This is a genomic window from Candidatus Syntrophocurvum alkaliphilum (assembly GCF_009734445.1).
In the GTDB taxonomy this organism is placed as follows: Bacteria; Bacillota; Syntrophomonadia; order Syntrophomonadales; family Syntrophomonadaceae; genus Syntrophocurvum; species Syntrophocurvum alkaliphilum.
In genome coordinates this window covers 144,148-169,159 of sequence record NZ_CP046457.1, presented here as the reverse complement: position 1 = coordinate 169,159, position 25,012 = coordinate 144,148, and the positions used below count along the sequence as shown (strand labels likewise).

Sequence of the window (25,012 nt, the reverse complement as noted above, 5' to 3'; positions counted from 1 at the left end):
TTGCTATAATTGCCACGTTATTAAAGAATAGGAGGAGTATTTGTGTTTAAGCACTACGAAGAAGTAATAAACTTTTGTCAAGAAAAACAAGTACAAATGATTGACTTTAAAATGATTGATCTGCTCGGCAGATGGAGACACTTAACTATTCCTGCATCCCGCTTTACCCCAGACACTTTAAAATATGGGATTGGATTTGATGGTTCAAACTATGGATATGCTCCAATAGAAAAAAGCGACATGGTATTTATTCCTGATATAACTACTGCAGTCTTTGATTCTTTTTCTGAAGTTCCTACATTAAGTATGATAGGTGATGTTTTCATTATAGCTGAACCTGATAATTACCCATTTGATCAATATCCTAGAACTATTGCCAATAAAGCTGAAGAATATTTAACATCAACAGGTATAGCGGATGAAATGATTATTGGACCTGAATACGAGTTTCATGTATTTGATAATGTAAGCTATGAGTGTAAACCTCAACAAACTAATTTTTCAATTGATGCAGAACAAGCTATATGGAATAGTGGGGAAACTGAATATGAAAATCTAGGATATAAAATTCCACGTAAAGGTGGATATCACATAGCCCCACCTCAAGACATTTTATACGACCTTAGATCTCGTATGTGTTTATTATTTGAAGAAAATAATATTCCAGTAAAGTATCATCACCATGAAGTAGGTGGACCAGGTCAGGTCGAGATCGAAGTAGAATTAGGTAGATTAAGAGAAATGGCCGATAAAACTATGTTGGCTAAGTATTTAATTAAAAATATAGCATTTTCTGAAGGGAAAACAGCTACTTTTATGCCTAAACCACTTTATCAAGAGGCTGGCAATGGCATGCATGTACATATGCATTTATTTAAAAACAAACAACCAATATTTTATGATAAAAACGGTTATGCAAACTTAAGTAAAGAAGCATTATATTTTATAGGTGGTTTACTTAAACATGCTCCAGCTCTTCTAGCTCTTACTAATCCAAGTACAAATTCATATAAGAGGTTAGTTCCCGGCTATGAAGCACCTGTTAGCATTTGTTTTGCCACTTCTAACCGTAGTGCAGTAATTAGAATTCCTGCATATGCAAAGGCTCCTGAGCATAAACGCTTTGAATTCAGATCATCTGATGCCACCTGTAACCCATACTTAGCATTTGCTGCTATGTTGATGGCAGGGGTTGATGGTATAAAAAATAAAATAGATCCAATGAAAGAAGGCTTTGGGCCTTATGACGTTAATTTATACAATTTAACTCCTGAAGAACAAGCAAAAGTAAAAGCTCTACCAAAGTCACTTAATGAAGCTTTAGATGCACTTGAAAAGGATCATGAATTTTTATTAGCTGGTGGAGTATTCCCCAAAAGGTTAATTGAAATATGGATTGAAACCAAGCGCAAAGAAGCCAATTCAGTAGAAGAAATTCCTCACCCCAAAGAATTTGAATTGTACTACGATTTATAAACTTATAAGAAATTTAGTAAAACTAATTTGATCATAAATAAACCCCTCTAAGGAATCTCTTAGAGGGGTTTGTTTATATAGTCTTGTTTTTATTTGTTACATCATTCCTGGCATGCCTCCAGGACCTCCAGGTGGCATTGGGGCAGGATCATCTTCTGTTTTAATTTCTGTAATTAATGCTTCAGTTGTAAGTAGCATTGATGCTATACTTGCTGAGTTTTGTACAGCTGAGCGAGCTACTTTAGCCGGATCAATTATTCCCGCATTGATCATATTTTCATATATACCAGTTAAAGCATTATAGCCTACTCCAACTTCAGCTTCTCTAACCTTTTCAACTACGACTGAGCCTTCAACTCCTGCATTGCTTGCAATTTGACGTAGAGGTTCTTCTAATGCTTTTTTAACGAGATTAACACCAGTTAACTCATCATCTTCAGCTTGAACTTCAGCAACTGCTGATACAATATTTACTAGAGCAGTTCCACCACCAGCTACAATTCCTTCTTCAACAGCGGCTTGAGTAGCTGCTAAAGCATCCTCGATGCGATGTTTTCTTTCTTTTAATTCAGTTTCAGTTGCTGCACCTACTTGAATAACTGCTACCCCACCAGACAGTTTAGCCATTCTTTCTTGTAACTTTTCACGATCATATTCAGAATCTGTTGTTTCTATTTGATTCCTAATGTTGTCAATTCTAGCTTTAACATCATCTTCTGTGCCAGAACCGTCAATAATAATAGTTTCTTCTTTTTTAACTACTACTTGGCGAGCTCTACCTAATGATTCGATATCGACATTTTCCATTTTAATACCTAACTCTTCTGTTATTAGTTGTCCATTAGTAAGAGTTGCTATATCTTCTAGCATAGCTTTTCTTCTTTCACCAAATGCTGGAGCTTTAACCGCAACACAGTTAAAGGTTCCTCTTAGTTTATTAACTACTAAGGTAGCTAAAGCTTCACCTTCAATATCTTCTGTTATAATTAACAAAGGCTTTCCTGTTTGAACAACTTTTTCTAGCACAGGTAACACTTCGTTTATAGCAGCTATCTTTTTATCACTAATTAAAATATATGGTTCTTCTAATACAGCTTCCATTTTATCTGTATCAGTAATCATATAAGGTGAAATATATCCACGGTCAAAACTCATTCCTTCAACTACATCTAATGAAGTACCTACAGATTGTGATTCCTCAACTGTAATAACACCATCTCTTCCTACTTTTTCCATGGCATCGGATATTAATTGTCCGATTTCTTTGTCATCAGCTGAAATTGCTGCAACTTGAGCAATAGCTTCTTTAGTTTCAACCGGCTTGCTAACACCTTGAATTTTTGCAACTGCGGCTTCAACAGCTTTCTCAATTCCTCTGCGCATAATCATAGGATTTGCACCAGCAGCTACATTTTTTAGACCTTCTTTAATCATAGCTTGAGCTAAAACTGTAGCTGTAGTTGTTCCATCACCAGCTACATCATTTGTTTTAATAGCAACCTCTTTAACTAATTGGCAACCTAAGTTTTCCCATGGATCTTCTAAATCTATATCTCTAGCAATGGTAACACCATCATTTGTAATGGTAGGAGAACCAAACTTACGATCTAAAACAACATTCCTTCCTTTAGGACCTAATGTAACTTTAACTGTATCAGCTAAAGTATCAACACCTTTTTCTAACGATCTTCTTGCTTCTTCACTAAATTTAATTTCTTTGGGTGTCATTTTTATGTATCCTCCTTTACTAACTTAATTTTGCAAGTATATCTCTCTCTGAAAGAACTAAATAATCATCACCATCAACCTTAATTTCTGTGCCTGCAAACTTTGAAAAGATAACTTTATCACCAACAGATACTTCTAAAGCTATTCTTTCACCTTTTTCATTTAAAAATCCGGGACCTACTGCAAGAACTTCTGCTTCCTGTGGCCTTTCTTTTGCTGTATCTGGTACATACAGTCCACTTTTTGTTTTTTCTTCTGCCACTTCTACCACTTTAACTACTATGCGATCTGCTAAAGGTTGAATTTTCAAGGTTATACCCCCTTTAATTTATATTTCTTTTTTATTAGCACTCACTGTTGTTGAGTGCTAATATAATAATAATATTATTAGGCAATATAATGCAAGTATTCAAATTAAAATACTTGCTAAAATTTCCTTAATATTTTTGTTAAATATTATGTACCATCTATTTTCTCAATATACCTTAAAATTTCTTTTTTTTTTAATTAGATTCGCCACATTCAGTTGCTGAACCTTTTAAAATTTCTATACCATGACCTAAAGCAGGAAGTATTGCTTCTAGTGACTCTTTTACACCTTTAATACTACCTGGCAAATTAATTATTAGAGTACTTTTACGTATACCAGCAACTCCTCGTGATAACATTGCTTTTGGGGTTTTGCTTAACCCATAATAGCGTATCGCTTCTGCAATTCCCGGGGCATTTTTATCTAATACTGCAAGAGTAGCTTCTGGAGTTACATCACGCATAGAAAAACCAGTTCCTCCAGAAGTTAAAATAACGTCTAATCCAACTTCATCACTAAATTTTTTTAATCTATCACTAATAATATCTTGTTCATCCGGTATTATTTCATATTTTTCTATGGTGTAAATATTTTGTTGTTTTAAAATTTCAATTATTTCCTTGCCACTTAAATCTTCTCTTTCACCTTGTGACCCCTTGTCACTCATAACTAAGATTCCTACACGAAACATTACATCACCTCTACAATATTACCTGGTTTTATTTCTCCCCCTTTTAGCACTTTGCAAAATAATCCTTCATAAGGTAATAAGCTTACTCCAAAAGTCTTAGTAACTACACTAGGATGATCTTCTTTACCTATATGAACGATTTCTATAATAACTTGATTACCTATTTTTATTTTCTGGCCTGGTTTAATATTTTTTAAATCAATACCTTCAATTAATAAATTTTCAGCTAATTGACCTGGTCCAAGCTCTAAGTTATTATCTTGGCTTAATTTTTTCACACTAGCAGCATCCAAGCATGTAACTTGTCTATCCCAATCACCTGCATGTCCATCATTTTCTATTCCAAAGTTTTCTATTACTTTAGCTTCTTGAACAGGGTGTTTTAATTCTCCTCTTTTTTCACTTATACATATAGAATAAAGTGTTCCCTTTTGTGACATTTTCCTTCCCCCATTTAAAAATCTCTTTTTACATGTCCACTTTTTCCACCGATTTTTTCATTAAGCCTTATATCGGTAATTTCCATCCATCTATCAGTAGCTTTACACATATCATAGATAGTAATAGCTGCTATACTTACTGCTGTTATAGCTTCCATTTCCACCCCTGTTTTTCCTGTTGTTCTTACCTCAGCAAAAACAGATATCGTTGATTTGTCTTCATCAAAATCAAATGATATATCAACACCTGTTAACATTAAAGGATGACACATTGGCACTACATCGGGAGTTTTTTTGGCACCCATTATACCTGCGGTCTGTGCAACTGCCAACACATCACCCTTTTTAACTGCTCCTTCTTTAATAGCCTTTAAAGTTTCTGGTTGCATACAAACAACTGCTTGGGCATAAGCTACCCTATCTGAATCATTTTTATCAGTAACATCAACCATCCGTGCTCGTCCTTGTTCGTTTATATGAGTAAACTCCATTATTTAACCCCCAATTTGATACATTTTGCGGTTGTTTTCTGAACCCCAGCCAGAATTAAGTTGATGTTTTTCTGGTTTTAGATTTATAGCTCTTAAAAATAATTGCTTTAAATCTTCATCACTTACACCTGTACGTAGTGCTGATTTCAAATCGGTTTCCCTCTTATCATACAAGCACCCTCTTAGTTTTCCTTCAGCTGTCATTCTTAATCTGTTACATAAGCTACAGAAGTGGTTGCTCATTGGACTTATAAACCCAATAGTTCCTTTGCCACCTTCAATATCATAATACTGTGCAGGTCCATTACCTCTAACCTGTTTTGCAGGTGCTATATCAAAATCTTGTTTAATATTGTCCTTTATTTCATTATTAGTCATCATTTTATCTTTCTGCCAGAACAATAAATCTCCAATAGGCATAAATTCTATAAATCGAACATGGAAAGGATATTCATATGCTAATGTTACAAAGTCTTTAATTTCATTATCATTAAAACCTTTTATAACAACTGTGTTAATTTTCACAGGATCCATTTTAAGTTCTATAGCTTTTTTAAGTGCATCTTTCACCTTATCAAAAGCATTTCTCCTAGTAATATATTTAAACTTGTCTGCAGCTAAGGTATCAACACTAAAATTAACACGGTTTAATCCCGAATGCTTTAATTCTTCAGCTAAATCAGCAAATAGTACTCCATTAGTTGTAATCGCAATATCATCTATTTGTGGTAGTTTATTTATATCTTTAATTAATTTAGTTAAATTTTTTCTCACTAGAGGTTCGCCTCCGGTTAACCTAACCTTGCGAATGCCTAGCTCAGCACCTATTTTAACTAATCTATAAATCTCTTCAAAAGATAAAATTCCATTATTATTTTTTAAATCAATTCCTTCTTCGGGCATACAGTATCTGCATCTTAGATTACACCTATCTGTTACTGAAATTCTTAGATAATTTATTTCTCTTCCGTAAGTATCAGCCATATCTTCCACCTCTCCCCTAATGCCCACGCTTTATTAAGTCTTTGCTTAAATGATTAAAAACATCCTAATTCACATGCACATATCTTTATATTAGCTTCATCACAAGCTTCACCAACAACGTTGGGCTCAACCTTTAAATCTTTGGCTAATTTTCTAGCATCACTACAGCTTATCTTCCCAGATGTTGCAATTTCTTTAACTTTTTCTACAATCTTAGCTTTGTCCATTATTCTCCTCCTTCAAAAAAAAAATAAACACCGTTAGAAAGGGTGTTTATTTAGCCAAAAAGACTGTATTACTCCTTTCCACCAGGAGGCCTATCGGTTTCCCCATAAACCCTATCGTTTAGTTTCCATAGCATCTATTTAATACCTTAGGTTAAACTAAATCGGAGTTTATATTTAATTTGCTCCATACATTATACAACTAATTAGTGCTTGTCACAATTGCCTTTTTTTTGGAATGAACATAATTAGAAATAATCCCAATCTATAACTAGTTCTGATTGATTGGTTACAATCCAATGTACTGGTACATCTGCTTCTTGTGGATATAATTTTTCTACAACTTGAAACTCATAACAAACACCACACAAAAAGGTATCCTCTCTAACCCTTTTTAAAAATCTATCATAGTATCCTTTACCATATCCTATCCGGTTACCGCTATCGTCAAAAGCAAGTCCTGGTACTATTACTACGTCTATTTGATCCGGCAAAAAAGGCTCACCTATAGGTTCTTTTATGCTAAAAGGACCATTTTTCATATTTTTCCAACCTGTGAAGCCAACAGCAACCATATTACCGTTTTTCTCTACTCTAGGCAAAAGAACAGTTTTTTGTGTACTCAATTCCTCTATTAGTGGTCTTATATTAACTTCACTTTTAATGTTGGAAAAAAGCATTATATTTTGGGCTTTTCTTACAGGTTCTAATTCTTTTAAAGTATTTCTTATGTTCGCACTATATTCTTCAACCTCTTCATTTGATAGACGATTTCTTTTTTTTATCATCTCATCTCTTATTTGTTGTTTTTGTTCTAAATTTTTGTTTATATTTAACACCATTAATCTCCCTCTTTATGACGTATACTTTTAACATAGTAAACACCTACTACAACAACAAACATTAAAATAACATATATATGACCTAAGGATAAAATTCCATATTCAATAAGGTTAAATCTATAGAAATCCACAGTAAATCTATAAATTGAATATCCTATTAGATAAAGTAAAAATACTTGTCCTGAGAATCTTCTACGTGGATAAAACCAAATTAAAAATAAAAATAGTATTAAATTTAATACTGTTGCATAAAGCTGTGTTGGATGCCTCAAAAGATTATCAACAAATGGAAAAACTACCCCTAAAGCTGATTCTGTCACCTCTCCATAACAACAACCATTTAAAAAACACCCTATTCTAACAATTGCATAACCTAAGGCTACAAATGGAGCAAAAATATCTGCTGTTTTCCAAAAGTCTAATCCTTTTCTTATAATAAAGAATAGGAAAGCTAAAAACCCAAAAATTAAAGCTCCATACCATATTAATCCACCACTACTAAGATAAAAAAACATTAATGGGTTTTCTAAAAAAGTGTCTAGTTCATAAAGTAAAATGTATCCTAGTCGTGAACCTATTATTCCAGCAACAACCATGACAATTACCATATCAATAACTATTTCTTTATCAAGACCTTCTTTTTCAAATAACTTGCGTACTCCCGTAATTCCAATTATTACTGCTATTGCAAGCATTGTCCCCCATGCATAAACTTCAACACTACCTATTTCGAATAAAACCGGCTGCATATATATCATCCCTTTCTTACATAGTTATCCACAACTTGAATGTTGCATGATTTTGGGAGTTCACCCTATTGTTTAATTCCTTATCAATTTACTAAAAATTTTTAAAACCTCGGTCTAATAATTATCAACAGACTTTTCCACATTATCCACATATATTTTTCACAGTTTTATTATATTTGCATGTGCATTTAGTTTAAGTGAAGCGAATTTTTGATTTAGGTAATCATGGTATGCACTCCCAGCTATCATGGCAGCATTGTCAGTGCACAGTTTTAAAGATGGGTAATAGGCATTAATACCCAAATCATTTGCAGCATTTTGCACTTCATTTCTAAGTTGACTATTTGCTGCTACTCCTCCAGCCATAAGTATGCTTTTTGCATTATGTTTTTTTGCTGCTAAAGCAGTTTTAGCTACTAAAACTTCTACAATTGCTGCTTGAAACTCTGCAACTAAATCGTATACATTTTGCCCACCGGTTTTCTCCAGTTTTTTCCACATGTTCATAGTAGCTGTTTTTAAACCACTAAAACTAAATTCGTAGTCATTTTTATCCAGTAATACCCTTGGTAATTTTAAATTGCCTGCTTGTCCTTTTTCAGCGGCATTTTGAATAACTGGGCCTCCTGGATAACCTAACCCTAGAAAACGTGCAACCTTATCAAAGGCTTCTCCAGCTGCATCATCACGAGTCTCCCCAATAACTTTATAATTATTGATGTCTTCCATTAATAGCAAGCTGGTATGGCCACCTGAAACAACTAAGCATATAGCAGGGAATTCTATTGAATCATGTTCCATAAAATTAGCATATATATGTCCATGCATATGGTTAATTGCAATCAAGGGTTTATTTATTGAGTAGGCAAATGATTTAGCAAAAGAAATACCTACAAGCAATGCTCCAACTAACCCCGGCATATTAGTAACCGCTACTGCATTAAGATCATTATATGTTACATTAGCTTCCTCTAATGCGGTTTCTACAACTATTGATATATTTTCTATATGCTTACGGGAAGCTACTTCAGGAACTACCCCCCCAAAGGATTTGTGGATATCTATTTGGGAGTTAATAATATTGGACATTACATCTCTACCATTCTTCACTACTGCTGCTGCTGTTTCATCACATGAGGTTTCAATACCTAAAATTACGACGTCATTCATAAATTAACACCTTCTAAATCAATAATCTAAGTTAGATATTTAGTCATAATTATTGCATCTTCATTATTATCTGAATAATAATTATGTCTAATTCCCGTGGGTATAAAATCAAAATTTTTATACATATTAAAGGCCGGTTCATTTGACGGTCTAACTTCTAATAAAATATGAGTAGCCTTTTTTTTGCGAGCAATTTCTACTAATTGGGTTAATAAAGCCTTTCCAGCACCCTTCTTACGATAAATAGAAGAAACTGCTACATTAGTAATGTGAGCTTCTTCAAAAACTATCCAAATGCCTCCGTACCCCATAATTTCTCCTTCAAAGTCACATACAAAATAAGTGGCAAATTTATTATTAAGCTCTAATTGAAATGACTCCCTAGACCATGGAGCAGTAAACGATTCTAGTTCTATTTTTCTAACACTATCAACATCGGCTTCTGTCATTTTCCTAATAAGAAAATCCTGATTTAACACTTACTATAACGCTCCTCTTCCTAGCCTATTTTCAGCTTCAGATAACCTTAAGTAAAGGGGACGAATAGCAAAGGGGTCATCAAACTCTTGTTTATTATATTTATCTATAGCTATAGCTCCCATAGAGGAAGCTCTAGGATACATCATATGCAGTGGAGCACACATCACCTTTTTATCTAATTTTTGTTGAAAAACTTCTTTATAAGGCTCATATCCATCACCTAAAAATATTACTTTATCTTTATTATAATTATGGAGTTGGTTTTGTATAATCTCACATAATTTCTCTGGAGAAACAGCTATATAATCTGTAATTTTGTTTTTACGATAAGAATCAGAAGTATAAATTGCTGTATATACTTCTTGCTTTCTCGCGTTAAGAAGTGGACATATTAAAGCATTATCGGAATAAACATTTTCAGCCATAGCATCAAGAGTAGGAATTCCTATAAGGGATATATTAGCACCTTGACATAAGCCTTTTACAGTAGCTAATCCTATTCTTAAACCTGTAAATGAGCCTGGACCTATACTTATAGCAATAGCATCTAAATCATCCACCTTATAACTACATTCATTTAACACTCTATCTATTACTAACATAAGTGTTTCTGAATGAGTTTTTTTAATATTAGTAAATTCCTCTTTTATAAGTCTATTATCATAAAATAATGCAACTCCTTGTGTAGGTGTGGCACTATCTACCGCTAACACTAACAATATCACTCAACTCCTCAATTTTTTGGGAATTTGCCTTAATTGTTACCTTACGAGGATTATCATAATCATCATCAATTAGGTCAATATATAACAAATAATCAGCTTCAGGAAGCTGGTCACCTCCGATATTTGCCCATTCAATTATGGCAATACCATCATTGTGTAAATAATCATCTATACCAATATCTGTTATTTCACATCCTTCTAAACGATAAAAATCAAAATGATAAATCTTAGGTGAAGTCTCATAAATATTCATTAAACTAAAGGTTGGGCTACTAACATTTTCTTTATAATTCAATCCTTTAGCTAAACCTTTAACTAGTGTTGTTTTACCAACACCAAGCTCACCTATTAAAAAAACTATATCATTTTCACTTAAGATAGATGATAAATTTTCCCCTAAAACCTGCATTTCTTCATCACTTGTAATAATCAATTCCAAATAATCACCTCATTATCAACCTAAACTTTTATATTCATCTCTAATTTTCTTAAAATCTTCCCAAGTTGGTCTTTTATATTCTTCATTTCTTAATAGTGCAGCTGGATGAAAAGTGGCTATTATCTTAATACCATTGCGAAGAATCCATTGGCCTCTCATTTTAGTAATTCTAGCCTTAGAATTTATGACTACCTGGGTAGCTTTTGAACCTAAACAAACAATAATTTTAGGGTTTATTATCCTTATTTGAGCCTCTAAGTATCCTCGACAGACTTTAACCTCTTCTGGGTTAGGGAGTCTATTACTAGGTGGCCTACATTTAACTACATTAGTTATATAAACTGCTTCTCTATTTATTTCAGCTGCATTAAGTATTCTATCTAAAAGTTGTCCTGCAGGACCCACAAATGGTATTCCCTGATTATCTTCATCCTGCCCCGGACCTTCCCCAATAAACATAATATCTGATTTATTATTTCCATCACCGAAAACTACTTGCTTACAACCTTTTCTTAAACCACAATTTTCACATTTGTTAGCTATTTTCTTTAGTTCGTCATAAGAGTTAATATCTAAAAATGCTTCATGACTTTTAATACTAGGAAGAAAAGGAGTATACGCTATTGTTTCATTCATTTCTGAATTATTTTTTTCATTTTTAGAGTCAGTATCAAAAAATAAATTTGGTTGTTCTTTAGACATTTTCTCCCCTCCCGCTCAATTCTAGTCTTTTTTGCCTAAAAATTCTATAAAAACATTATATATTAGAAAATATTATATAAACAGACATTATCTATTAGCATTTTTTTAGCATGTGGTAATTATATCCAGAAAAAAGTTTAATGAAAAAGCACAATATAATAATAGAAGATATTTAAGGAGGTTTTCTTATGATTCGTTATGCTTCAATTTTTCTTTTAGGGTTAATAATTGTAACTGCAAGTTACCAAATATTTTTTTATAATGATAGTCCACCGGCTAGACCTATACCTGATGAAACAATTTTGGGTGAAAATTTAGGTGAAGATGAAGAGCATATAATAAATTTTAATAATAATCGGCTTTATATAGTAAATAAAACTACAGGTTTAAGTCAAACTGTTTCTATTTCTGAGGAATCTTTAATGTTAGTAAAAGTTATTTCTGATAAACCTGAAAATGAGCCTCCTTTTATAGATAGAAACATAAAAAAAGCATATATTTTAAAAGGAGAAAAACTTTCTTATTTAGTAGAAATAAAACCAGAAACAAAGATAAGCCTTACTTATCCTAATGTAGACGTGGAAAAACCTTATATAATTATTAGTAAGTCTGAAAATAAACTGTATTTTTATGATCAAGGTGAATTAGTAAAGCGTTATAAGGTTGCAACTGGTGAAAAACCTGATTATACACCCGAAGGAATTTTTGTAATAGATAATAAAACAAAATACCCTGGTGGAAAAGACGAACATGCACCCATGGGTTCAAGATGGATGGGTTTAAAAGTACCATGTGATAAAGATAAAAGAGGAAATAAAGATGACGGTGGCCCTGATTCTAGAGCTCCTAAGGGAGACAAATACGGTATCCACGGAACCAATGATGAAAGCACCATAGGAACTCATCAATCCGGTGGCTGCATACGCATGTATAATAAATCAATTAATGAACTATATGATATGGTAGAAATAGGAACTAAGGTAAGAATAATAAAATAAGGGGTATATCATTGGGGACGCGGCATACCGCGTCCCCAATGATATGCAATTATTAGTTTTTCTCGAGCATGTTATATAAGTCCGTAAAGCCTGTACCAATTCTCCAGAACATTACTCCTGCTAGGTCATTATCCATTACTAGGTCATATTTTGCTTGTAGGCTTCTTTCGTTTTCCATCCATATTTGACGTGAGACATTGTTATGGTCACGGTATGTAAAATACGGACTGTAGTGTTCCTCACTAAAGTGCTCAGTAATATAATACTGGCTTCTAAGTTCTGTCATACTATTTGCACTTACAACATTGGCTCTAGGTTGACCTGCTCCCCAATCATAACCATAAGTTGCTAGACCTATGAGTATTTTTTCTTCAGGCATAATTGAAGAAAAATACGAAATATTTTCAGCTACCCACCAAAGAGGTGCTACTGGTCCAGGTTCACTTGTTCTATATCTGTAGTCATATGACATTACTGCAACTAAATCAGCAATTTCACCTATCCTTTGATAATCATAACCTATTGGCCATCTATCATTAGCAGTTCTACCAAATACAGCAACAGATAATGTTTTATCTGCAGGCAATCTGTATTTTAGTTCTTCTAAAAATATGTTTAAGTAAGGTGCATCTTCAGGCTTTAGAAACTCAAAATCTATATTTACACCATCGTAATTATAACTTTGCACTTCTTGAATTAAGTTGTTAATTAATCTAGCTCTATTTTCTGGACTTCTAAGTAATTGATTTAGTTGATCTGGATCAAAAAGCATTACACTTGCATGAGTATTTATCCCTTGTTCATGTGAAAATTGTAGTATTTCCTCATAATCATCTTGATACTCATAAAAAAGATCTCCTCGACCATTGGTCTCTAACCACCTAAATGCCACATCAGTAAATAAGTGGGCATTTTCTTTGTACTCTTCAAATGCTCTAAAGTAATAATAAGCAAATACCATTGGATTATTAGATTTATTTTCAAAATCTATGGTTACTTCCCGCTTACTATCATTCCACCCTACTTCTGCTTCTACGGCTTCTGATATAAATCTTAAAGGTACATAAGTTCTGTTTTGAAATATGTATGGGGCTACATCAAGGTTTATAGTTTTTCCATTAACTTTAGCATTTTTGTTATCAACTATTAACTCTATGATAGTATCTTGAAGTTGAATATCTACTTTTCTTAACTCATTATTCCACTCTATCTTACCATCAAAAACTTTGTCTTCTACAAAAAATCTAACCGGTACCATTGTTCTATTATCTACAATATGGTTAGGAAGATCGTAGCTTCTTTGCTCACCATTTATATTTATAGAGGGTCCAGGGTTTATAAATCCTGTAATAGCAAAGCTTAACAATACTAGAGATAAAATCAATAACAGGGACACTTTTTTTCTCATTACAAAACACTCCTACAAATTTATTAAATATTTACTTATTCTAACTAATCCACAAACCTCCTTGAAGTAAATAATGCCAAAAAAAAAGAACCGTTAGGTTCTTGGTAATTAGACTTTAATTTAGAAATTTATTCTGAGGGATAATGGCATTTATGTCATCTAGAGGTACATGAACAAGGTTATCCTGATTAACAACCGCTAAGATTACCATTTCCTCTCCCGAGTATTCTTCATTATAAAATCCTAATACACATACAGTAAGCACCTTACCATCAACATGAACATTAAAGGTATCTCCCCTATTCAATTCTATCCCCCCAAAAATTCTCCGTCTACAAAGGTCTGCACTGTTTTAGTAGAGAAATCAAAAGGGTGGCCATCATGTATAACTAAATCTGCACGTTTACCACTTCTTATAGTGCCTAACTCATGCTCTACCTGTAACACTTCAACCGGAACTGTTGTTAAGGCTTGAAATGCTATATTTTCATTAAGTCCTTCTCTTACAGCTAGAGCTGCATAAACTCTTAAATGTTCAACTGGTGTAACTGGATGATCTGATATGAAACTAAATTTCACTCCTCTTTCAGCTAGCATATCTGCATTTTTAAAGGATATTTCTTTCATTTCCACCTTTGCTCGATTTACTAATAAGGGTCCTAAAAATACGGCTACATCCCTTTTTACTAACTCATCACTAATCAAATGGGCTTCTGTCCCATGTTGAATAGCTAAGTTTATGTCAAAATCATCTTTTAAGCGTAAAGCTGTCATTATATCATCAGCTCTATGGGCATGTAATAATAATGGCATTTCCTTTTTTAAAACTTTTATTAATGGGTTATACTTAAATTTTTCTTTAGGTTCAATTTTATCTTTTTCTAGATATCCTGCAGCTATATAGAAAGCTTCCTTTAATAAACTTGCATTAGCCATTCTAGTTCTTGGAGTTTTCTTTTGATCTCCATAAACCCGTTTAGGGTTTTCTCCTAATGCTGCTTTTAGACCAGCAGGATTTTTATAAATCATATTTTTTATTGAAGAAGCATGGGTTTTTAAAAAAACCGCCTGCCCACCTATAATATTAGCACTACCAGGCATGCTCATTATTCTAGTTACTCCCCCACGCAAAGCATCTTTAAAACCTAAATCTAATAAATTAATTCCATCTAAAGCTTCTAGCTGAGGTGTGATAGGATCTGTAATTTCATTAACATCATCACCTTCAACTCTATATATTTCTTCATCTAACCCAACATGTGTATGAGTATCAATAAAACCTGGAGTAATATATTTACCATAAGCATCTATAATTTTATACCCCTGGGGAATTTCAATATTTTTCCCTACAGCCTTTATAGTATCTCCTTCAATTAATATAACTGCATCTTCAACAACCCCAGTATCGTCTAAAGTAAGTACTTTTCCACCTTTAATAGCAAACATGTAAATCCTCCTCTAAGATATAATATGAATGATGTATTATTACTGTTCTCTAAATCATCTTCCACCCTAGCCACAAGTAACCAATTTAACTCGAAAAATCCACTAGACTTTTAAATAATAATGCAGAATACTCATCTGTTAAACATTCTGGATGCCATTGAACACCAATAAAATAGCGATGTTTTGTACTTTCTATAGCTTCTATTGTTCTATCTGGTGAATACGCTGTTACTACCATTTTGTTTCCTAGTTGATTAACCGCTTGATGATGAAAGCTATTTACTCTTATACGTTCAGATTTTAATATATTGTACAAAATAGTATCCTTTTTTATAAATATATCATGAAATGCATAATTTCTGGGAGCTTTCTGTGTATGACACATATTAGTTTTAATATCTTGTACAATACTACCACCACTAGCTGTGTTTAATACTTGGCACCCTCTGCAAATACCTAAAGTAGGTATGTTTTTCATCATACAATACTGGGCCATCTTTATCTCGAAAACATCCCTTATAGGTGTAATTTCACCTAATTCTTTTACGGGAATTTCACCCCAATAAACTGGGTCTATGTCACCACCACCAGATATTAATATTCCATTACATAAATCTACATATCTTTTAATATATAATTCGGATTCACATGGTGGCAGTATTATAGGAATACCCCCAGCACGACTAACAGAATCAATATAATAATCTCTTAAAGCAAAGTTTCTATCTGCCTCAATAAAATTACCTGTAACCCCAATAATTGGTTTCATTCTGTTTCCTCCCCCCATTAAAAAACAGGCCTTTTTTAAGACCTGTCCTATTGTTTATGTATATTAAATTTCGGCTAACCCCATGCTTACTGCTAGAGCCTTATCTACTTTTTCCATCATATCCTCATTTAATATGTCTAATCTTTGTTTTAATCTCATTTTATCTATTGTTCTAATTTGCTCTGCTAAAATTACTGAATTTTTTTCTAGACCGTAAATTTTAGATTTAAGCTCTACATGAGTGGGAAGTTTAGCTTTATTAATTTGTGAGGTTATTGCCAGCACAATTGTTGTAGGACTATACTGGTTTCCTATATCATTCTGCACAACTAATACCGGTCGCATACCACCTTGTTCTGAACCCATAACCGGGTTAAGTTGGGCAAAATAAATTTCACCCCTTTTAATCATATATGCTATCACTCCAACAATTTTTCTATACTGTTTACTAAAGCCTCTTCTTCAACACAACAATTCTCTGTTGCTATATTTAAATTTATTTCTGCCATTTCTAAATAACCCTTTTTCATTTGCTCTCTCATCAAATTTTTTTTACGCTCCCCAAGATAAAATTTTATAGCTTCTCTAACTATCTCACTACGATTTTTGCTTTCATCAGCCATAACGTTATCTACCTCAGACAGGAGATTCTCAGGAACTGTTATTATTATCCTTCTAGAGGATGGCATGCGAGCACCTCCATTATATATACAATAGATATATCTATTATATATATATTTATATATACTCGCAAATCCAATAATTTCAATGAGTCTTAAACTAACCTATATATAACCGAGGAACCCGAGAACTAATCGCAGAAACTATTTCATAATTTATTGTACCTAATGTATCTGCTATATCATCAGCTGTAATACCAAATTCAGGCTTCCCAAATAAGATTATCTCTTCACCATCTTTTATTCCATCTACCCCTGTAACATCAAACATACATTGATCCATACATACATTACCGATTAAAGGCACTTTCTTCCCTTTTATTGAAGCCCAAATTTTATTGGATAATAGCCTAGTATAACCATCAGCATATCCTATTGGTACAGTTGCAACAACAGTATTTTTACTAGCAATAAATGTTCTACCATAACTTACTGAACTACCCTTAGATAATGTTTTTACAAAACTTACTTTACTTTTTAAGGTCATAGCTGGTATTAAATCAATTTTTTTTCTATCTACTTCATCAGAAGGATACAGTCCATAAGTTACTATTCCAGCTCTTACCATATCATAATGAGCTTCCGGTAAATCCATAATTGCAGCACTATTAGAACTATGCTTAATCGGTATATGTATTCCTTTTTCCTCTAAGTTTTTTAGAAATTCATTAAAAACTTCAATCTGTTTTTTAGTGTATGTTTTATCTTTTGCATCTGCTACAGCAAAATGTGTAAAAATGCCTTCTATGTTGACTCCAGGCAGCAAATTAACTCTTTCAACTAATTCTGAAGCACGGGATTCAACTACAATTCCTAATCTCCCCATACCGGTATCAACTTTTAAGTGAACATTAACTTCTTTTCCTTTGCTAACAGCTACCTTAGACAACTCTTCGGCTAAGCTAATTGTAAATACACTAGGTATTATATTATTATCAATTATTGTTTCTGCAGTGCCATTAGGAATATATCCTAATACTAATATTGGTGATTTAATACCTTCTTTTCTTAATGTGAGAGCTTCATCAAGTGATGCAACACCTAAATAATCAACACCTTCTTCTAGGCAAATTCTTGTTACTTCAAGCATACCATGTCCGTAAGCATTAGCTTTTACAATTACCATAAGTTTAGTTTCTGGCTTAAGCAAACTTTTCACTTCATTTATATTATGCCTTATTGCACTTAAATCTATTTCCACCCAAGTTAATTTTAAATTATCCATTATTACTCACCAACGATTTCAAAATGTCATTTCTGGTAACAATACCAACTAACTCCCCATCTCTTACAACTGGCACACGGTTGATACGCCTTTTTTGCATTATTTCAACAACTTCTTTCACATCTTTGTTTTCTTCTACTGCATATACCTTCTTGGTCATTGCATCTTTAACTAACGAAGCAACATATTTCTTAAGACTATTATTAAATCTTATGGGATTTTCAAGAAAAATAAAACTGTCAAATAAAGTAAGATAAAAAGGTACTTTTAACTCACTAGCTTTAACCATTAAATCATTTTCAGTTATTATACCTAAAAGCTTTCTCTGTTCATCAACAACTGGTATACCGCTTATCTTGTTATCTATAAGTAGTTTAGCAACTGTATCTATTTTTTCTTCTGGACCTACAGTAATAACCTCTGTAGTCATTATATCTTTCGCTAACATTTAATACCCTCTTTCATGATATATTTTTAATTTATTCAAACTGCTTTAAAATATCCGGAATTCCATAAATTAAATCTCCGGCAATTAATCCTCTTTGTCCCTTTGACTCACTAACCCGATCTCCAATTAAACCATGTAAATAAACACCAGTTATAGCAGCATTTTTACTATTTAGCCCTTGTGCAATAAAACCAGCAATTATTCCACATAATACATCACCACTGCCAGCAGTAGCCATCCCAGGATTACCCGTAATATTTATATAGACTTCTCCATCAGGAGTTGCTATCACTGTTCTATTTCCTTTTAATACTATAATTACTCCCCATTCAATTGCACAATTACGAGCTATCTCAATACGATTTGCTTGAATTTCTTTAATTGTTTTACCCGTTAAACGTGCCATTTCACCAGGATGAGGTGTGAGAATTATTGGCACCTGCCTATTTTTTAGTACTTCAATATCATTTTCTAGGGCGTTTAAACCATCTGCATCAATTACTAATGGAATCCCAGATCTTTCAAGAACTGCACTAAGAACTGCATTAGCCTCCTTATATCTAGACATACCCGGTCCTATTGCACATACTGAACTTGTGCCAAGCATATTTTCAATAGCTGGAATAGATTCAAGAGCTATAGTGGAATGACCTGTCTCTACTAAAGGAATAGTCATAACCTCTATAAGCTGATTATCTACATTTGGTAACAAAGATTCTGGAAGTGCAGCAGTAACTAAACCCACCCCTGTTTTTAATGCAGCATTTGCTGTCAAAACCACAGCACCCGTAAGCCCTATAGAACCACCTACTACCAATACATGACCATATGTCCCCTTATGTGACTCCGGATCACGTGGCAATACCAAGTGTTTTACCATATCATTAGTTATTAAGTTGTTTTTAATAGTATTATCTTCTAACAATGCTAATGGTATAGATATATCTGCAACCGTTAATTGACCTATGTAATCTCGACAAGAATACATTATCATACCTATTTTAGGAAGAGCAAAGGTTATAGTATTTGTTGCCATAACCGCTTCACCATGCACTTTGCCTGTGTCAGCCTCAACTCCTGATGGAATATCAACTGCAATAACTGAAGCTTTACACCAGTTTATCATTTTTACTATTTTTGCATCTAATTCATTAAGATTGCCTTTAAAACCTATACCATATATAGCATCAATAACCACATCACTACGCATTAAAATAGTTAGCAAATTATCTAGGTCTTCTTCATTTAATAATGGGTATATTCTATTACTTATCTTATCAAGAATTTTATAATTAGTTAGTGTGTCAGTAGTCAATTCCGAAGCTTTTCCCATTAAAAAAGTATCCACATTAGCCCCAAGGTTAATAAGATGACGACTAACTACTAAACCATCACCACCATTATTACCTTTTCCAGCTATTACTGTTATGTTTTTTCCCTGTACATCTCCTAATAATTCTTCTATTAAATCTACTACTCTTAAACCCGCATTTTCCATAAGAATAATGCTAGGTATATAATATTCGTTGCTAGCTCGCAAATCTATATTTTTCATTTCATCAGCAGTAAGTAGCTTCATTTTAATCCTCCCTTGTAGCAACAACAGCTGCAATTGCCTGATTTTTTGAATGGGATAGACTTATATTTATTTCCTTTATTTTTTTGTGTTCACATTTTTCAATCACTATTTTGCTTAAATATAAATAAGGCTTACCAAATTCATCTATTTTTACTTCAACATCACGAAACCCTACACCTTTTTGAAAAGTATAATCTAGTTTTCTAAAAGCCTCCCTTGCTGCAAATCTAGCAGCCAAAGAAGGATAAGGGTTGGATTTTGATAAACAATAATCAAGTTCAGCTTCAGTATATATTCTTTTCAAAAACCTAGGTGTTCTAATAACTACTTCTTTTATTCTTTGTATATCTACTATATCTATCCCTATTAGCAATTTATTCACCTCATAATTTTAATGTCACTAAAAATAATGCCCTGAAACCATAAAGATCTCAGGGCTACAAAAATTATATTAGTTTTCTAACTCACTCACAGTTGCTAAGTTTGCTTTTTCTGTATCACTTAGGATCTTATCCATATCTAATAGTATTAACAATCGTTGTTGTAATTTACCTACCCCAGTCAGATATTCAGCTGTAATGCCACCTACTACTGCAGGGGGAGGCTCAATATTTTCATCAGACAGCAATAAAACCTCACTTACTTCATCAACAATAATACCTACCGTTTGTCCATCAACCTCTACAACTACACTGCGGGTATCATTAGTTATCTCTGTAGCCCCTATGTTAAAACGTTTTTTCAAGTCTATAATTGGTACTATTTTACCCCTAAGATTTACAACTCCTTCGACAAAATCAGGTACCTGAGGTAAACGCGTTGGAGTCATCATTGGAATTATTTCCTGAACCTTAGTAATAGGCACTCCATATTCACAGACCATATCATCTGTTTTAAGAGTAAAAACTACTAGTTGAATCTCCTCAGCCATATTTTACCCTCCTTTACCAGTAAATTATGCTAATTTTACTACTAAAAACTTGCTTTTACCTATATATTATTTTACCTTATAATAACATAGTATTTTCTATAATATGGTCCTATTTTAAGATAAAATCATATTTTGCCATATATTTCTCTAAAATGCATTTTCGTTATATAATATACAAACCAAATAATCTAGTACATATATATTTAAGGAGGTATAAATACCATGAAAAAAGAACTGACTGTTGAAGGAATGAGTTGTAACCATTGTAAAGCAAATATAGAATCTACTTTAAATAAATTAGAGGGAATTAACCAAGTTTTTGTTAACCTTGATAACAAGCTTGTTGAAATAAGTTATAATGAACAAGAAATATCAATTGAAAAAATTATAGAATTAATCGATGATTTAGGTTTTGAAGTTATAACTACTTAATATCAGTTTTGATTTTACTGCATGACTGTCTAATGGTCAGATGTAACTGCTCTTTTGAAAACGGTTTGCTTAAATAACTATTACATCCTGCCTGCATACATTTTTCTATATCACCACTCATGGCATACGCAGTAAGAGCTATGATTGGTATATATTCTAATTCTCTGTTTTGACGAATCACTTTAGTAGCTTCATACCCATCGAGAATAGGCATTTGCATATCCATTAAAATAACATCTGGTTTCCATTTTGTAGTTGCTTTTACACATTCTTCACCATTAGCCACTGCATAAACATCATACCCTAAGTCAGAGAGCATATGGGAAATTAACTTGCGATTCACCTTTATATCCTCAGCTAGTAATACTTTTATGCCATTCTTAAAAATATTTGTTTTTTCTTGTTTATTTACATCATAATCTTTTTTGTGCTCTGCAATCATATCCACATTAGTTATTTCTTTTACTGGAACTACTATTGAAAATACCGATCCTTTAGGTTCATTTGGCTTACACCAAATATAACCTCCCATTAATTCTATTAACTGCTTACTAATTGTTAAACCTAGACCTGTTCCTTCGTATCCTTTGATTTTTGGTTTCTTTGCTTGAATAAAAGGCTCGAAAATTTCATTACATTTTTCTTGATCTATTCCTATTCCTGTATCGTAAACTGATATTTTTAGGGGAAATAACGAATTAGCATATTCGCGGCTATGTTTTGACACATATATATTCACTTCACCCTCTGGTGTAAACTTGAAAGCATTACAAACTATATTAGTTAAAACCTGTTTAAGTTTACCTTCATCCCCTAATATCATAATAGGTACATTTGAAGAAATATGTATATGCGATTTTAACCCCTTTTTTTGCATAAGAGGTCTCAAGTACTGAATAGTAGTTTTAATCATTTGGTGTAAGTTAAATTTTTTGTTTCTTATTTCCACCTGCTGTGCTTCAATTTTCGAAAGGTCTAACATATTATTTACTAACTCTAATAATTGTTCAGCACATTGTTGAATTGTTATAACATGTTCTACATTTTGATTATTAAGGCTTTCACTACTTAAAATCTCACAAAATCCCATAATACCCATTAGTGGAGTTCTCATCTCATGACTAATATTAGCTAAAAATTCACTTTTAGCACGATTAGCTTTTCTCGCTTCTTGCTGTGAATGTACAACTTCTGTAATATCAATCACAATAGCAATAATTTTTTTAACATTTAGGTTTTCATCATTAACTGTAGTAAGTGATAAATTAACGGCTTTCTTTTCACCATTTTGAGTGTCAACCCCATCTAATTTACCTTCCCAGTAACCATTATTAGTTTTTAAAAGCATTGAAAAATCTAGGTTTTCTAAATAAAAAAGTGCAGTTAATTTGGTATTTATGACCTCATATGGTTTCCAACCAAATATTTTTTCTGCACCATTGTTCCAAAACAAAATATTAAAATCTTTATCAGCAACTATAATACATTCATTTATTTTAGATAATAAGCCATACTGCAACTCCTCTTGCTTTTCTTCTAATCCCTTTTTTTCAGTTGTCTTTGTTATTATTATTTGAAGGGCAAATATATCTTTGTATAATATTGGAGTCACCGAAAGTTCAGTGGTTATTATATTGTTTTCTTTCTTAATTAGGTCAAGCTCACAAAAACTATGGATTTTATCTTCCATACCTTTTAATAAATACATTTCATTAAACATGTCAATATGATAAGGAGCTATTAGTTCACAAAAATCGATTTCTAATAAACTTTCTTTTTTATAGCCTAATAAATCTGCTGCCGCATCATTGGCAAATACAATCTTTTCATTTTGTATGATTATAAAACAATTATCTAGTACATCTGGCAATGGAGAATAGTATTCTACTTTAAAAGGTATATTTTTTACATCCATTATTCCCCTCCTACTAGTATATATTCTTTTATGGTAAATATTAACATATGTATATGATAATGTATACTTTTTTATGGGATTTTATATATCTTTTCTTGTAAGATTTACATATTTTATTAATAAGTCCTTTTTAATTAATAAAAATTAATTAAAAATAGACTAAAGACCTGTAAATTGTTTATTTATTGATACGGCTTTTTGCCTAATATTCAAAAAACAAGACAACAGAACTATATCTGTTGTCTTGTTTTCATAATTATTATCAATTTTTTTACTATTCAAACATCAAAAACCTAAAATACTTGCTGCTATACCAAAGTATATCAATAGTCCAGTTATATCAACTATAGAAGTAATCAATGGACTGCTTGCTACCGCGGGATCAGCATTGAATTTTGATAATATAAACGGCAGTATAACCCCCATTAGGTTAGCTACAATAACAATAGCAATCATCGACAAACCAACTATCATTGCAATTTCAATTCCGCCTCGCCATAGTCCAAATGCATAAACTATTAATCCCATTGTTATACCTAAAGCTGCACCAACACTAATCTCCTTCATAAAGGGGCCAGCCCATTCCTTAGTTTTTATATCATCAGTTGCAATAGCGCGAACCATTAAGGTAGCAGATTGTGCACCAGTATTACCACCTACATCTATGAGAAGTGGGATAAAGAAAGCCAATGCAATAACTGAGGCAAGCACTTCTTCAAATGATGCAATAACCTCTGAGGCTACTAACATTACAAAGACTAATACTACAAGCCAACCGACTCTTTTTCTAAATAACTCCCAAACAGTAGCTTCACGGTAACTCGTTTTTAATGGTGCAACAGCAGCACCCTTGTGAAAATCTTCGGTTGCCTCTTCTTGAGCAACATCAAAAACATCATCAAATGTTACAGCACCAATTAAAACTCCATCTGAATCAACAACAGGTAATGCAAACAAATCATATCTTTGCATCATCCAGACCGCTTTTTCTCGGTCATCAAAAGCCGATAAGTCAAAGTAAGAACGATTCATTATGTCTTCTACTTTATCATTAGGATTAGCCAAAATAAATTTATGAATTTCTAGACCATCAATTAGTTTCCAATTATCATCTATTACATAGATTACATTAAGTGTTTCTTTATCTTTACCCTTTATTCTAATATGTTCTAATGCCTGTTCCGCAGTCCAGTTAGGTCTAACTGCTACATACTCTGGGGTCATTAAACGCCCAACACTTTCTTCTGGGTAACCAAGTAAAAACCTAGTTTCCTTTAAATCCTCATGGCTTAATAGGTTTAATAATCTCTGTGTAATCTGCCCAGGCATTTCCTCAAACAAGGATGTTCTATCATCAGGTCTTAGATTTGCTAAAAGATGCCTGGTTTCTTCATCTGTTAAGTCCTTAAGTAGGCTATTTTTATGTTCTTTATCAAAATAAGCAAAAACATTAGCAGAAATATTTCTAGGCATTAGTCTAAATAAAATTGCCCTATTAGGATTTTCCAACCCTAGCAATAAATCAGCTAAGTCTGCCAACTGCCATTCTTCCCAATTTTGATTTCTAATCCCATTAAAATCTTTATTTTTTATAAGTTCTCTAATTTCATTTTTAAAATCTTGCATATTTTCCCCCCTTTAGTGGCGCAAAAGTTTTTACTATGTTTTGCAAAAGTGTGTTTCTTTAAACAATACTTAAAAATTTACTTAAGGGTTATTTATCATATCTT

30 protein-coding genes and 1 riboswitch are annotated in these 25,012 nt (G+C 32.7%); of the genes, 3 read left to right on the top strand and 27 right to left on the bottom strand.

All coding sequences use genetic code 11. The features are described 5' to 3' along the window. The first annotated feature begins 42 nt into the window (after positions 1-42). Positions 43-1,476 carry a type I glutamate--ammonia ligase gene (gene glnA, locus SYNTR_RS00825; RefSeq protein WP_156202724.1) on the top strand — a complete coding sequence of 478 codons (1,434 nt, stop codon included), beginning with the start codon at positions 43-45 and terminating at the stop codon, positions 1,474-1,476. A 96-nt stretch (positions 1,477-1,572) separates the two neighbouring features. Here glnA and groL read toward each other — a convergent pair whose 3' ends face one another. From groL to SYNTR_RS00760, 14 genes are all read right to left on the bottom strand, one after another. Next, positions 1,573-3,204: a chaperonin GroEL gene (groL, locus tag SYNTR_RS00820; RefSeq protein WP_156202723.1), complete on the bottom strand. Its 1,632-nt coding sequence runs from the start codon at positions 3,202-3,204 to the stop codon at positions 1,573-1,575. A gap of 19 nt (positions 3,205-3,223) precedes the next feature. Then, the gene (gene groES / locus SYNTR_RS00815) at positions 3,224-3,514 is read right to left on the bottom strand and encodes a co-chaperone GroES (RefSeq protein WP_243140206.1); all 291 of its coding nucleotides are present in this window, start codon (positions 3,512-3,514) and stop codon (positions 3,224-3,226) included. A gap of 193 nt (positions 3,515-3,707) precedes the next feature. Then, positions 3,708-4,205, bottom strand: a complete 498-nt coding sequence (locus SYNTR_RS00810) for a MogA/MoaB family molybdenum cofactor biosynthesis protein (RefSeq protein WP_156202721.1) — start codon at positions 4,203-4,205, stop codon at positions 3,708-3,710. Continuing rightward, positions 4,205-4,645 (bottom strand): MOSC domain-containing protein, encoded by a 441-nt coding sequence (locus tag SYNTR_RS00805; protein ID WP_156202720.1) that lies wholly within the window; start codon positions 4,643-4,645, stop codon positions 4,205-4,207. Before SYNTR_RS00805 ends, SYNTR_RS00810 begins: the two co-directional genes overlap by 1 nt. Before the next feature lie 14 nt (positions 4,646-4,659). Continuing rightward, on the bottom strand, positions 4,660-5,136 hold the full coding sequence (moaC, locus tag SYNTR_RS00800; RefSeq protein ID WP_156202719.1) for a cyclic pyranopterin monophosphate synthase MoaC: 477 nt from the start codon (positions 5,134-5,136) through the stop codon (positions 4,660-4,662). Positions 5,137-5,139: 3 nt separating this feature from the next. Beyond that, complete coding sequence (gene moaA, locus SYNTR_RS00795) at positions 5,140-6,120, bottom strand: GTP 3',8-cyclase MoaA (protein WP_156202718.1); 981 nt, start codon at positions 6,118-6,120, stop codon at positions 5,140-5,142. Between the two features lie 53 nt (positions 6,121-6,173). After that, a complete protein-coding gene (locus SYNTR_RS11490) occupies positions 6,174-6,347 on the bottom strand; it encodes a hypothetical protein (protein ID WP_197079138.1) in 174 nt (57 codons plus the stop codon). Between the two features lie 55 nt (positions 6,348-6,402). Further along, positions 6,403-6,526, bottom strand: a riboswitch (molybdenum cofactor riboswitch). 66 nt (positions 6,527-6,592) lie between these two features. After that, the gene (locus SYNTR_RS00790) at positions 6,593-7,186 is read right to left on the bottom strand and encodes a 5-formyltetrahydrofolate cyclo-ligase (protein WP_156202717.1); all 594 of its coding nucleotides are present in this window, start codon (positions 7,184-7,186) and stop codon (positions 6,593-6,595) included. After that, entirely contained in the window at positions 7,186-7,935 is a 750-nt protein-coding gene (gene lgt / locus SYNTR_RS00785) for a prolipoprotein diacylglyceryl transferase (RefSeq protein WP_197079137.1), read from the bottom strand. Before lgt ends, SYNTR_RS00790 begins: the two co-directional genes overlap by 1 nt. 159 nt (positions 7,936-8,094) lie before the next feature. Further along, the gene (tsaD, locus tag SYNTR_RS00780) at positions 8,095-9,105 is read right to left on the bottom strand and encodes a tRNA (adenosine(37)-N6)-threonylcarbamoyltransferase complex transferase subunit TsaD (protein WP_156202715.1); all 1,011 of its coding nucleotides are present in this window, start codon (positions 9,103-9,105) and stop codon (positions 8,095-8,097) included. A 26-nt stretch (positions 9,106-9,131) separates the two neighbouring features. Further along, the gene (gene rimI / locus SYNTR_RS00775) at positions 9,132-9,584 is read right to left on the bottom strand and encodes a ribosomal protein S18-alanine N-acetyltransferase (protein ID WP_243140205.1); all 453 of its coding nucleotides are present in this window, start codon (positions 9,582-9,584) and stop codon (positions 9,132-9,134) included. 3 nt (positions 9,585-9,587) lie between these two features. Then, positions 9,588-10,298, bottom strand: a complete 711-nt coding sequence (tsaB, locus tag SYNTR_RS00770; RefSeq protein ID WP_243140245.1) for a tRNA (adenosine(37)-N6)-threonylcarbamoyltransferase complex dimerization subunit type 1 TsaB — start codon at positions 10,296-10,298, stop codon at positions 9,588-9,590. Next, complete coding sequence (tsaE, locus tag SYNTR_RS00765; protein ID WP_243140204.1) at positions 10,282-10,749, bottom strand: tRNA (adenosine(37)-N6)-threonylcarbamoyltransferase complex ATPase subunit type 1 TsaE; 468 nt, start codon at positions 10,747-10,749, stop codon at positions 10,282-10,284. The genes tsaB and tsaE overlap by 17 nt, the downstream gene beginning before the upstream one ends. A gap of 15 nt (positions 10,750-10,764) precedes the next feature. Beyond that, complete coding sequence (locus SYNTR_RS00760) at positions 10,765-11,451, bottom strand: uracil-DNA glycosylase (RefSeq protein WP_156202713.1); 687 nt, start codon at positions 11,449-11,451, stop codon at positions 10,765-10,767. A 188-nt stretch (positions 11,452-11,639) separates the two neighbouring features. Here SYNTR_RS00760 and SYNTR_RS00755 point away from each other — a divergent pair, with 188 nt between their 5' ends. Beyond that, positions 11,640-12,449: a L,D-transpeptidase family protein gene (locus SYNTR_RS00755; protein ID WP_156202712.1), complete on the top strand. Its 810-nt coding sequence runs from the start codon at positions 11,640-11,642 to the stop codon at positions 12,447-12,449. Positions 12,450-12,501: 52 nt separating this feature from the next. Here SYNTR_RS00755 and SYNTR_RS00750 read toward each other — a convergent pair whose 3' ends face one another. The 11 genes from SYNTR_RS00750 to SYNTR_RS00700 all read right to left on the bottom strand — a co-directional run bounded on the left by SYNTR_RS00750 (position 12,502) and on the right by SYNTR_RS00700 (position 20,935). Beyond that, entirely contained in the window at positions 12,502-13,857 is a 1,356-nt protein-coding gene (locus SYNTR_RS00750) for a glycosyl hydrolase family 18 protein (RefSeq protein WP_156202711.1), read from the bottom strand. Positions 13,858-13,972: 115 nt separating this feature from the next. Then, the gene (locus SYNTR_RS00745) at positions 13,973-14,164 is read right to left on the bottom strand and encodes a hypothetical protein (RefSeq protein ID WP_156202710.1); all 192 of its coding nucleotides are present in this window, start codon (positions 14,162-14,164) and stop codon (positions 13,973-13,975) included. A 2-nt stretch (positions 14,165-14,166) separates the two neighbouring features. Beyond that, positions 14,167-15,303 carry an amidohydrolase gene (locus SYNTR_RS00740; protein ID WP_156202709.1) on the bottom strand — a complete coding sequence of 379 codons (1,137 nt, stop codon included), beginning with the start codon at positions 15,301-15,303 and terminating at the stop codon, positions 14,167-14,169. 85 nt (positions 15,304-15,388) lie between these two features. Beyond that, positions 15,389-16,072, bottom strand: a complete 684-nt coding sequence (locus tag SYNTR_RS00735) for a gamma-glutamyl-gamma-aminobutyrate hydrolase family protein (RefSeq protein ID WP_197079135.1) — start codon at positions 16,070-16,072, stop codon at positions 15,389-15,391. Positions 16,073-16,135: 63 nt separating this feature from the next. Further along, a complete protein-coding gene (locus tag SYNTR_RS00730; RefSeq protein ID WP_156202707.1) occupies positions 16,136-16,483 on the bottom strand; it encodes a type II toxin-antitoxin system PemK/MazF family toxin in 348 nt (115 codons plus the stop codon). A gap of 8 nt (positions 16,484-16,491) precedes the next feature. Continuing rightward, complete coding sequence (locus SYNTR_RS00725) at positions 16,492-16,761, bottom strand: CopG family ribbon-helix-helix protein (protein ID WP_156202706.1); 270 nt, start codon at positions 16,759-16,761, stop codon at positions 16,492-16,494. 91 nt (positions 16,762-16,852) lie between these two features. Beyond that, positions 16,853-17,977 carry an alanine racemase gene (alr, locus tag SYNTR_RS00720; protein ID WP_156202705.1) on the bottom strand — a complete coding sequence of 375 codons (1,125 nt, stop codon included), beginning with the start codon at positions 17,975-17,977 and terminating at the stop codon, positions 16,853-16,855. Beyond that, positions 17,970-18,425, bottom strand: a complete 456-nt coding sequence (locus tag SYNTR_RS00715; RefSeq protein WP_156202704.1) for a CBS domain-containing protein — start codon at positions 18,423-18,425, stop codon at positions 17,970-17,972. The genes alr and SYNTR_RS00715 overlap by 8 nt, the downstream gene beginning before the upstream one ends. Positions 18,426-18,456: 31 nt before the next feature. Then, entirely contained in the window at positions 18,457-20,004 is a 1,548-nt protein-coding gene (locus SYNTR_RS00710) for an NAD(P)H-hydrate dehydratase (RefSeq protein ID WP_156202703.1), read from the bottom strand. 1 nt (position 20,005) lies between these two features. Further along, complete coding sequence (gene acpS / locus SYNTR_RS00705) at positions 20,006-20,377, bottom strand: holo-ACP synthase (RefSeq protein WP_156202702.1); 372 nt, start codon at positions 20,375-20,377, stop codon at positions 20,006-20,008. 78 nt (positions 20,378-20,455) lie between these two features. Beyond that, entirely contained in the window at positions 20,456-20,935 is a 480-nt protein-coding gene (locus SYNTR_RS00700) for a chemotaxis protein CheW (protein WP_156202701.1), read from the bottom strand. A gap of 222 nt (positions 20,936-21,157) precedes the next feature. Here SYNTR_RS00700 and SYNTR_RS00695 point away from each other — a divergent pair, with 222 nt between their 5' ends. Next, positions 21,158-21,367, top strand: coding sequence for a copper ion binding protein (locus SYNTR_RS00695; RefSeq protein ID WP_156202700.1), 210 nt, complete (start codon positions 21,158-21,160; stop codon positions 21,365-21,367). On the opposite strand, the gene SYNTR_RS00690 is transcribed toward SYNTR_RS00695, so the two are convergent. Continuing rightward, entirely contained in the window at positions 21,360-23,282 is a 1,923-nt protein-coding gene (locus SYNTR_RS00690) for a PAS domain-containing hybrid sensor histidine kinase/response regulator (RefSeq protein WP_156202699.1), read from the bottom strand. The genes SYNTR_RS00695 and SYNTR_RS00690 overlap by 8 nt on opposite strands. Before the next feature lie 285 nt (positions 23,283-23,567). Next, the gene (gene mgtE, locus SYNTR_RS00685; RefSeq protein WP_156202698.1) at positions 23,568-24,908 is read right to left on the bottom strand and encodes a magnesium transporter; all 1,341 of its coding nucleotides are present in this window, start codon (positions 24,906-24,908) and stop codon (positions 23,568-23,570) included. Positions 24,909-25,012 lie beyond the last annotated feature (104 nt).

Excerpts from the sequence above, each read along its gene's own strand:
- moaC (WP_156202719.1), bottom strand. The coding sequence starts at position 5,136 with ATGGAGTTTACTCATATAAACGAACAAGGACGAGCACGGATGGTTGAT.
- SYNTR_RS11490 (WP_197079138.1), bottom strand. The coding sequence starts at position 6,347 with ATGGACAAAGCTAAGATTGTAGAAAAAGTTAAAGAAATTGCAACATCT.
- mgtE (WP_156202698.1), bottom strand. The coding sequence starts at position 24,908 with ATGCAAGATTTTAAAAATGAAATTAGAGAACTTATAAAAAATAAAGAT.
- SYNTR_RS00730 (WP_156202707.1), bottom strand. The coding sequence starts at position 16,483 with ATGATTAAAAGGGGTGAAATTTATTTTGCCCAACTTAACCCGGTTATG.
- alr (WP_156202705.1), bottom strand. The coding sequence starts at position 17,977 with ATGGATAATTTAAAATTAACTTGGGTGGAAATAGATTTAAGTGCAATA.
- SYNTR_RS00750 (WP_156202711.1), bottom strand. The coding sequence starts at position 13,857 with ATGAGAAAAAAAGTGTCCCTGTTATTGATTTTATCTCTAGTATTGTTA.
- SYNTR_RS00695 (WP_156202700.1), top strand. The coding sequence starts at position 21,158 with ATGAAAAAAGAACTGACTGTTGAAGGAATGAGTTGTAACCATTGTAAA.
- moaA (WP_156202718.1), bottom strand. The coding sequence starts at position 6,120 with ATGGCTGATACTTACGGAAGAGAAATAAATTATCTAAGAATTTCAGTA.
- SYNTR_RS00700 (WP_156202701.1), bottom strand. The coding sequence starts at position 20,935 with ATGGCTGAGGAGATTCAACTAGTAGTTTTTACTCTTAAAACAGATGAT.
- SYNTR_RS00805 (WP_156202720.1), bottom strand. The coding sequence starts at position 4,645 with ATGTCACAAAAGGGAACACTTTATTCTATATGTATAAGTGAAAAAAGA.
- SYNTR_RS00760 (WP_156202713.1), bottom strand. The coding sequence starts at position 11,451 with ATGTCTAAAGAACAACCAAATTTATTTTTTGATACTGACTCTAAAAAT.
- groL (WP_156202723.1), bottom strand. The coding sequence starts at position 3,204 with ATGACACCCAAAGAAATTAAATTTAGTGAAGAAGCAAGAAGATCGTTA.
- SYNTR_RS00710 (WP_156202703.1), bottom strand. The coding sequence starts at position 20,004 with ATGAAGCTACTTACTGCTGATGAAATGAAAAATATAGATTTGCGAGCT.
- SYNTR_RS00790 (WP_156202717.1), bottom strand. The coding sequence starts at position 7,186 with ATGGTGTTAAATATAAACAAAAATTTAGAACAAAAACAACAAATAAGA.
- SYNTR_RS00725 (WP_156202706.1), bottom strand. The coding sequence starts at position 16,761 with ATGCCATCCTCTAGAAGGATAATAATAACAGTTCCTGAGAATCTCCTG.
- lgt (WP_197079137.1), bottom strand. The coding sequence starts at position 7,935 with ATGCAGCCGGTTTTATTCGAAATAGGTAGTGTTGAAGTTTATGCATGG.
- SYNTR_RS00755 (WP_156202712.1), top strand. The coding sequence starts at position 11,640 with ATGATTCGTTATGCTTCAATTTTTCTTTTAGGGTTAATAATTGTAACT.
- SYNTR_RS00740 (WP_156202709.1), bottom strand. The coding sequence starts at position 15,303 with ATGTTTGCTATTAAAGGTGGAAAAGTACTTACTTTAGACGATACTGGG.
- SYNTR_RS00735 (WP_197079135.1), bottom strand. The coding sequence starts at position 16,072 with ATGAAACCAATTATTGGGGTTACAGGTAATTTTATTGAGGCAGATAGA.
- SYNTR_RS00715 (WP_156202704.1), bottom strand. The coding sequence starts at position 18,425 with ATGTTAGCGAAAGATATAATGACTACAGAGGTTATTACTGTAGGTCCA.
- tsaD (WP_156202715.1), bottom strand. The coding sequence starts at position 9,105 with ATGAATGACGTCGTAATTTTAGGTATTGAAACCTCATGTGATGAAACA.
- SYNTR_RS00810 (WP_156202721.1), bottom strand. The coding sequence starts at position 4,205 with ATGTTTCGTGTAGGAATCTTAGTTATGAGTGACAAGGGGTCACAAGGT.
- SYNTR_RS00690 (WP_156202699.1), bottom strand. The coding sequence starts at position 23,282 with ATGGATGTAAAAAATATACCTTTTAAAGTAGAATACTATTCTCCATTG.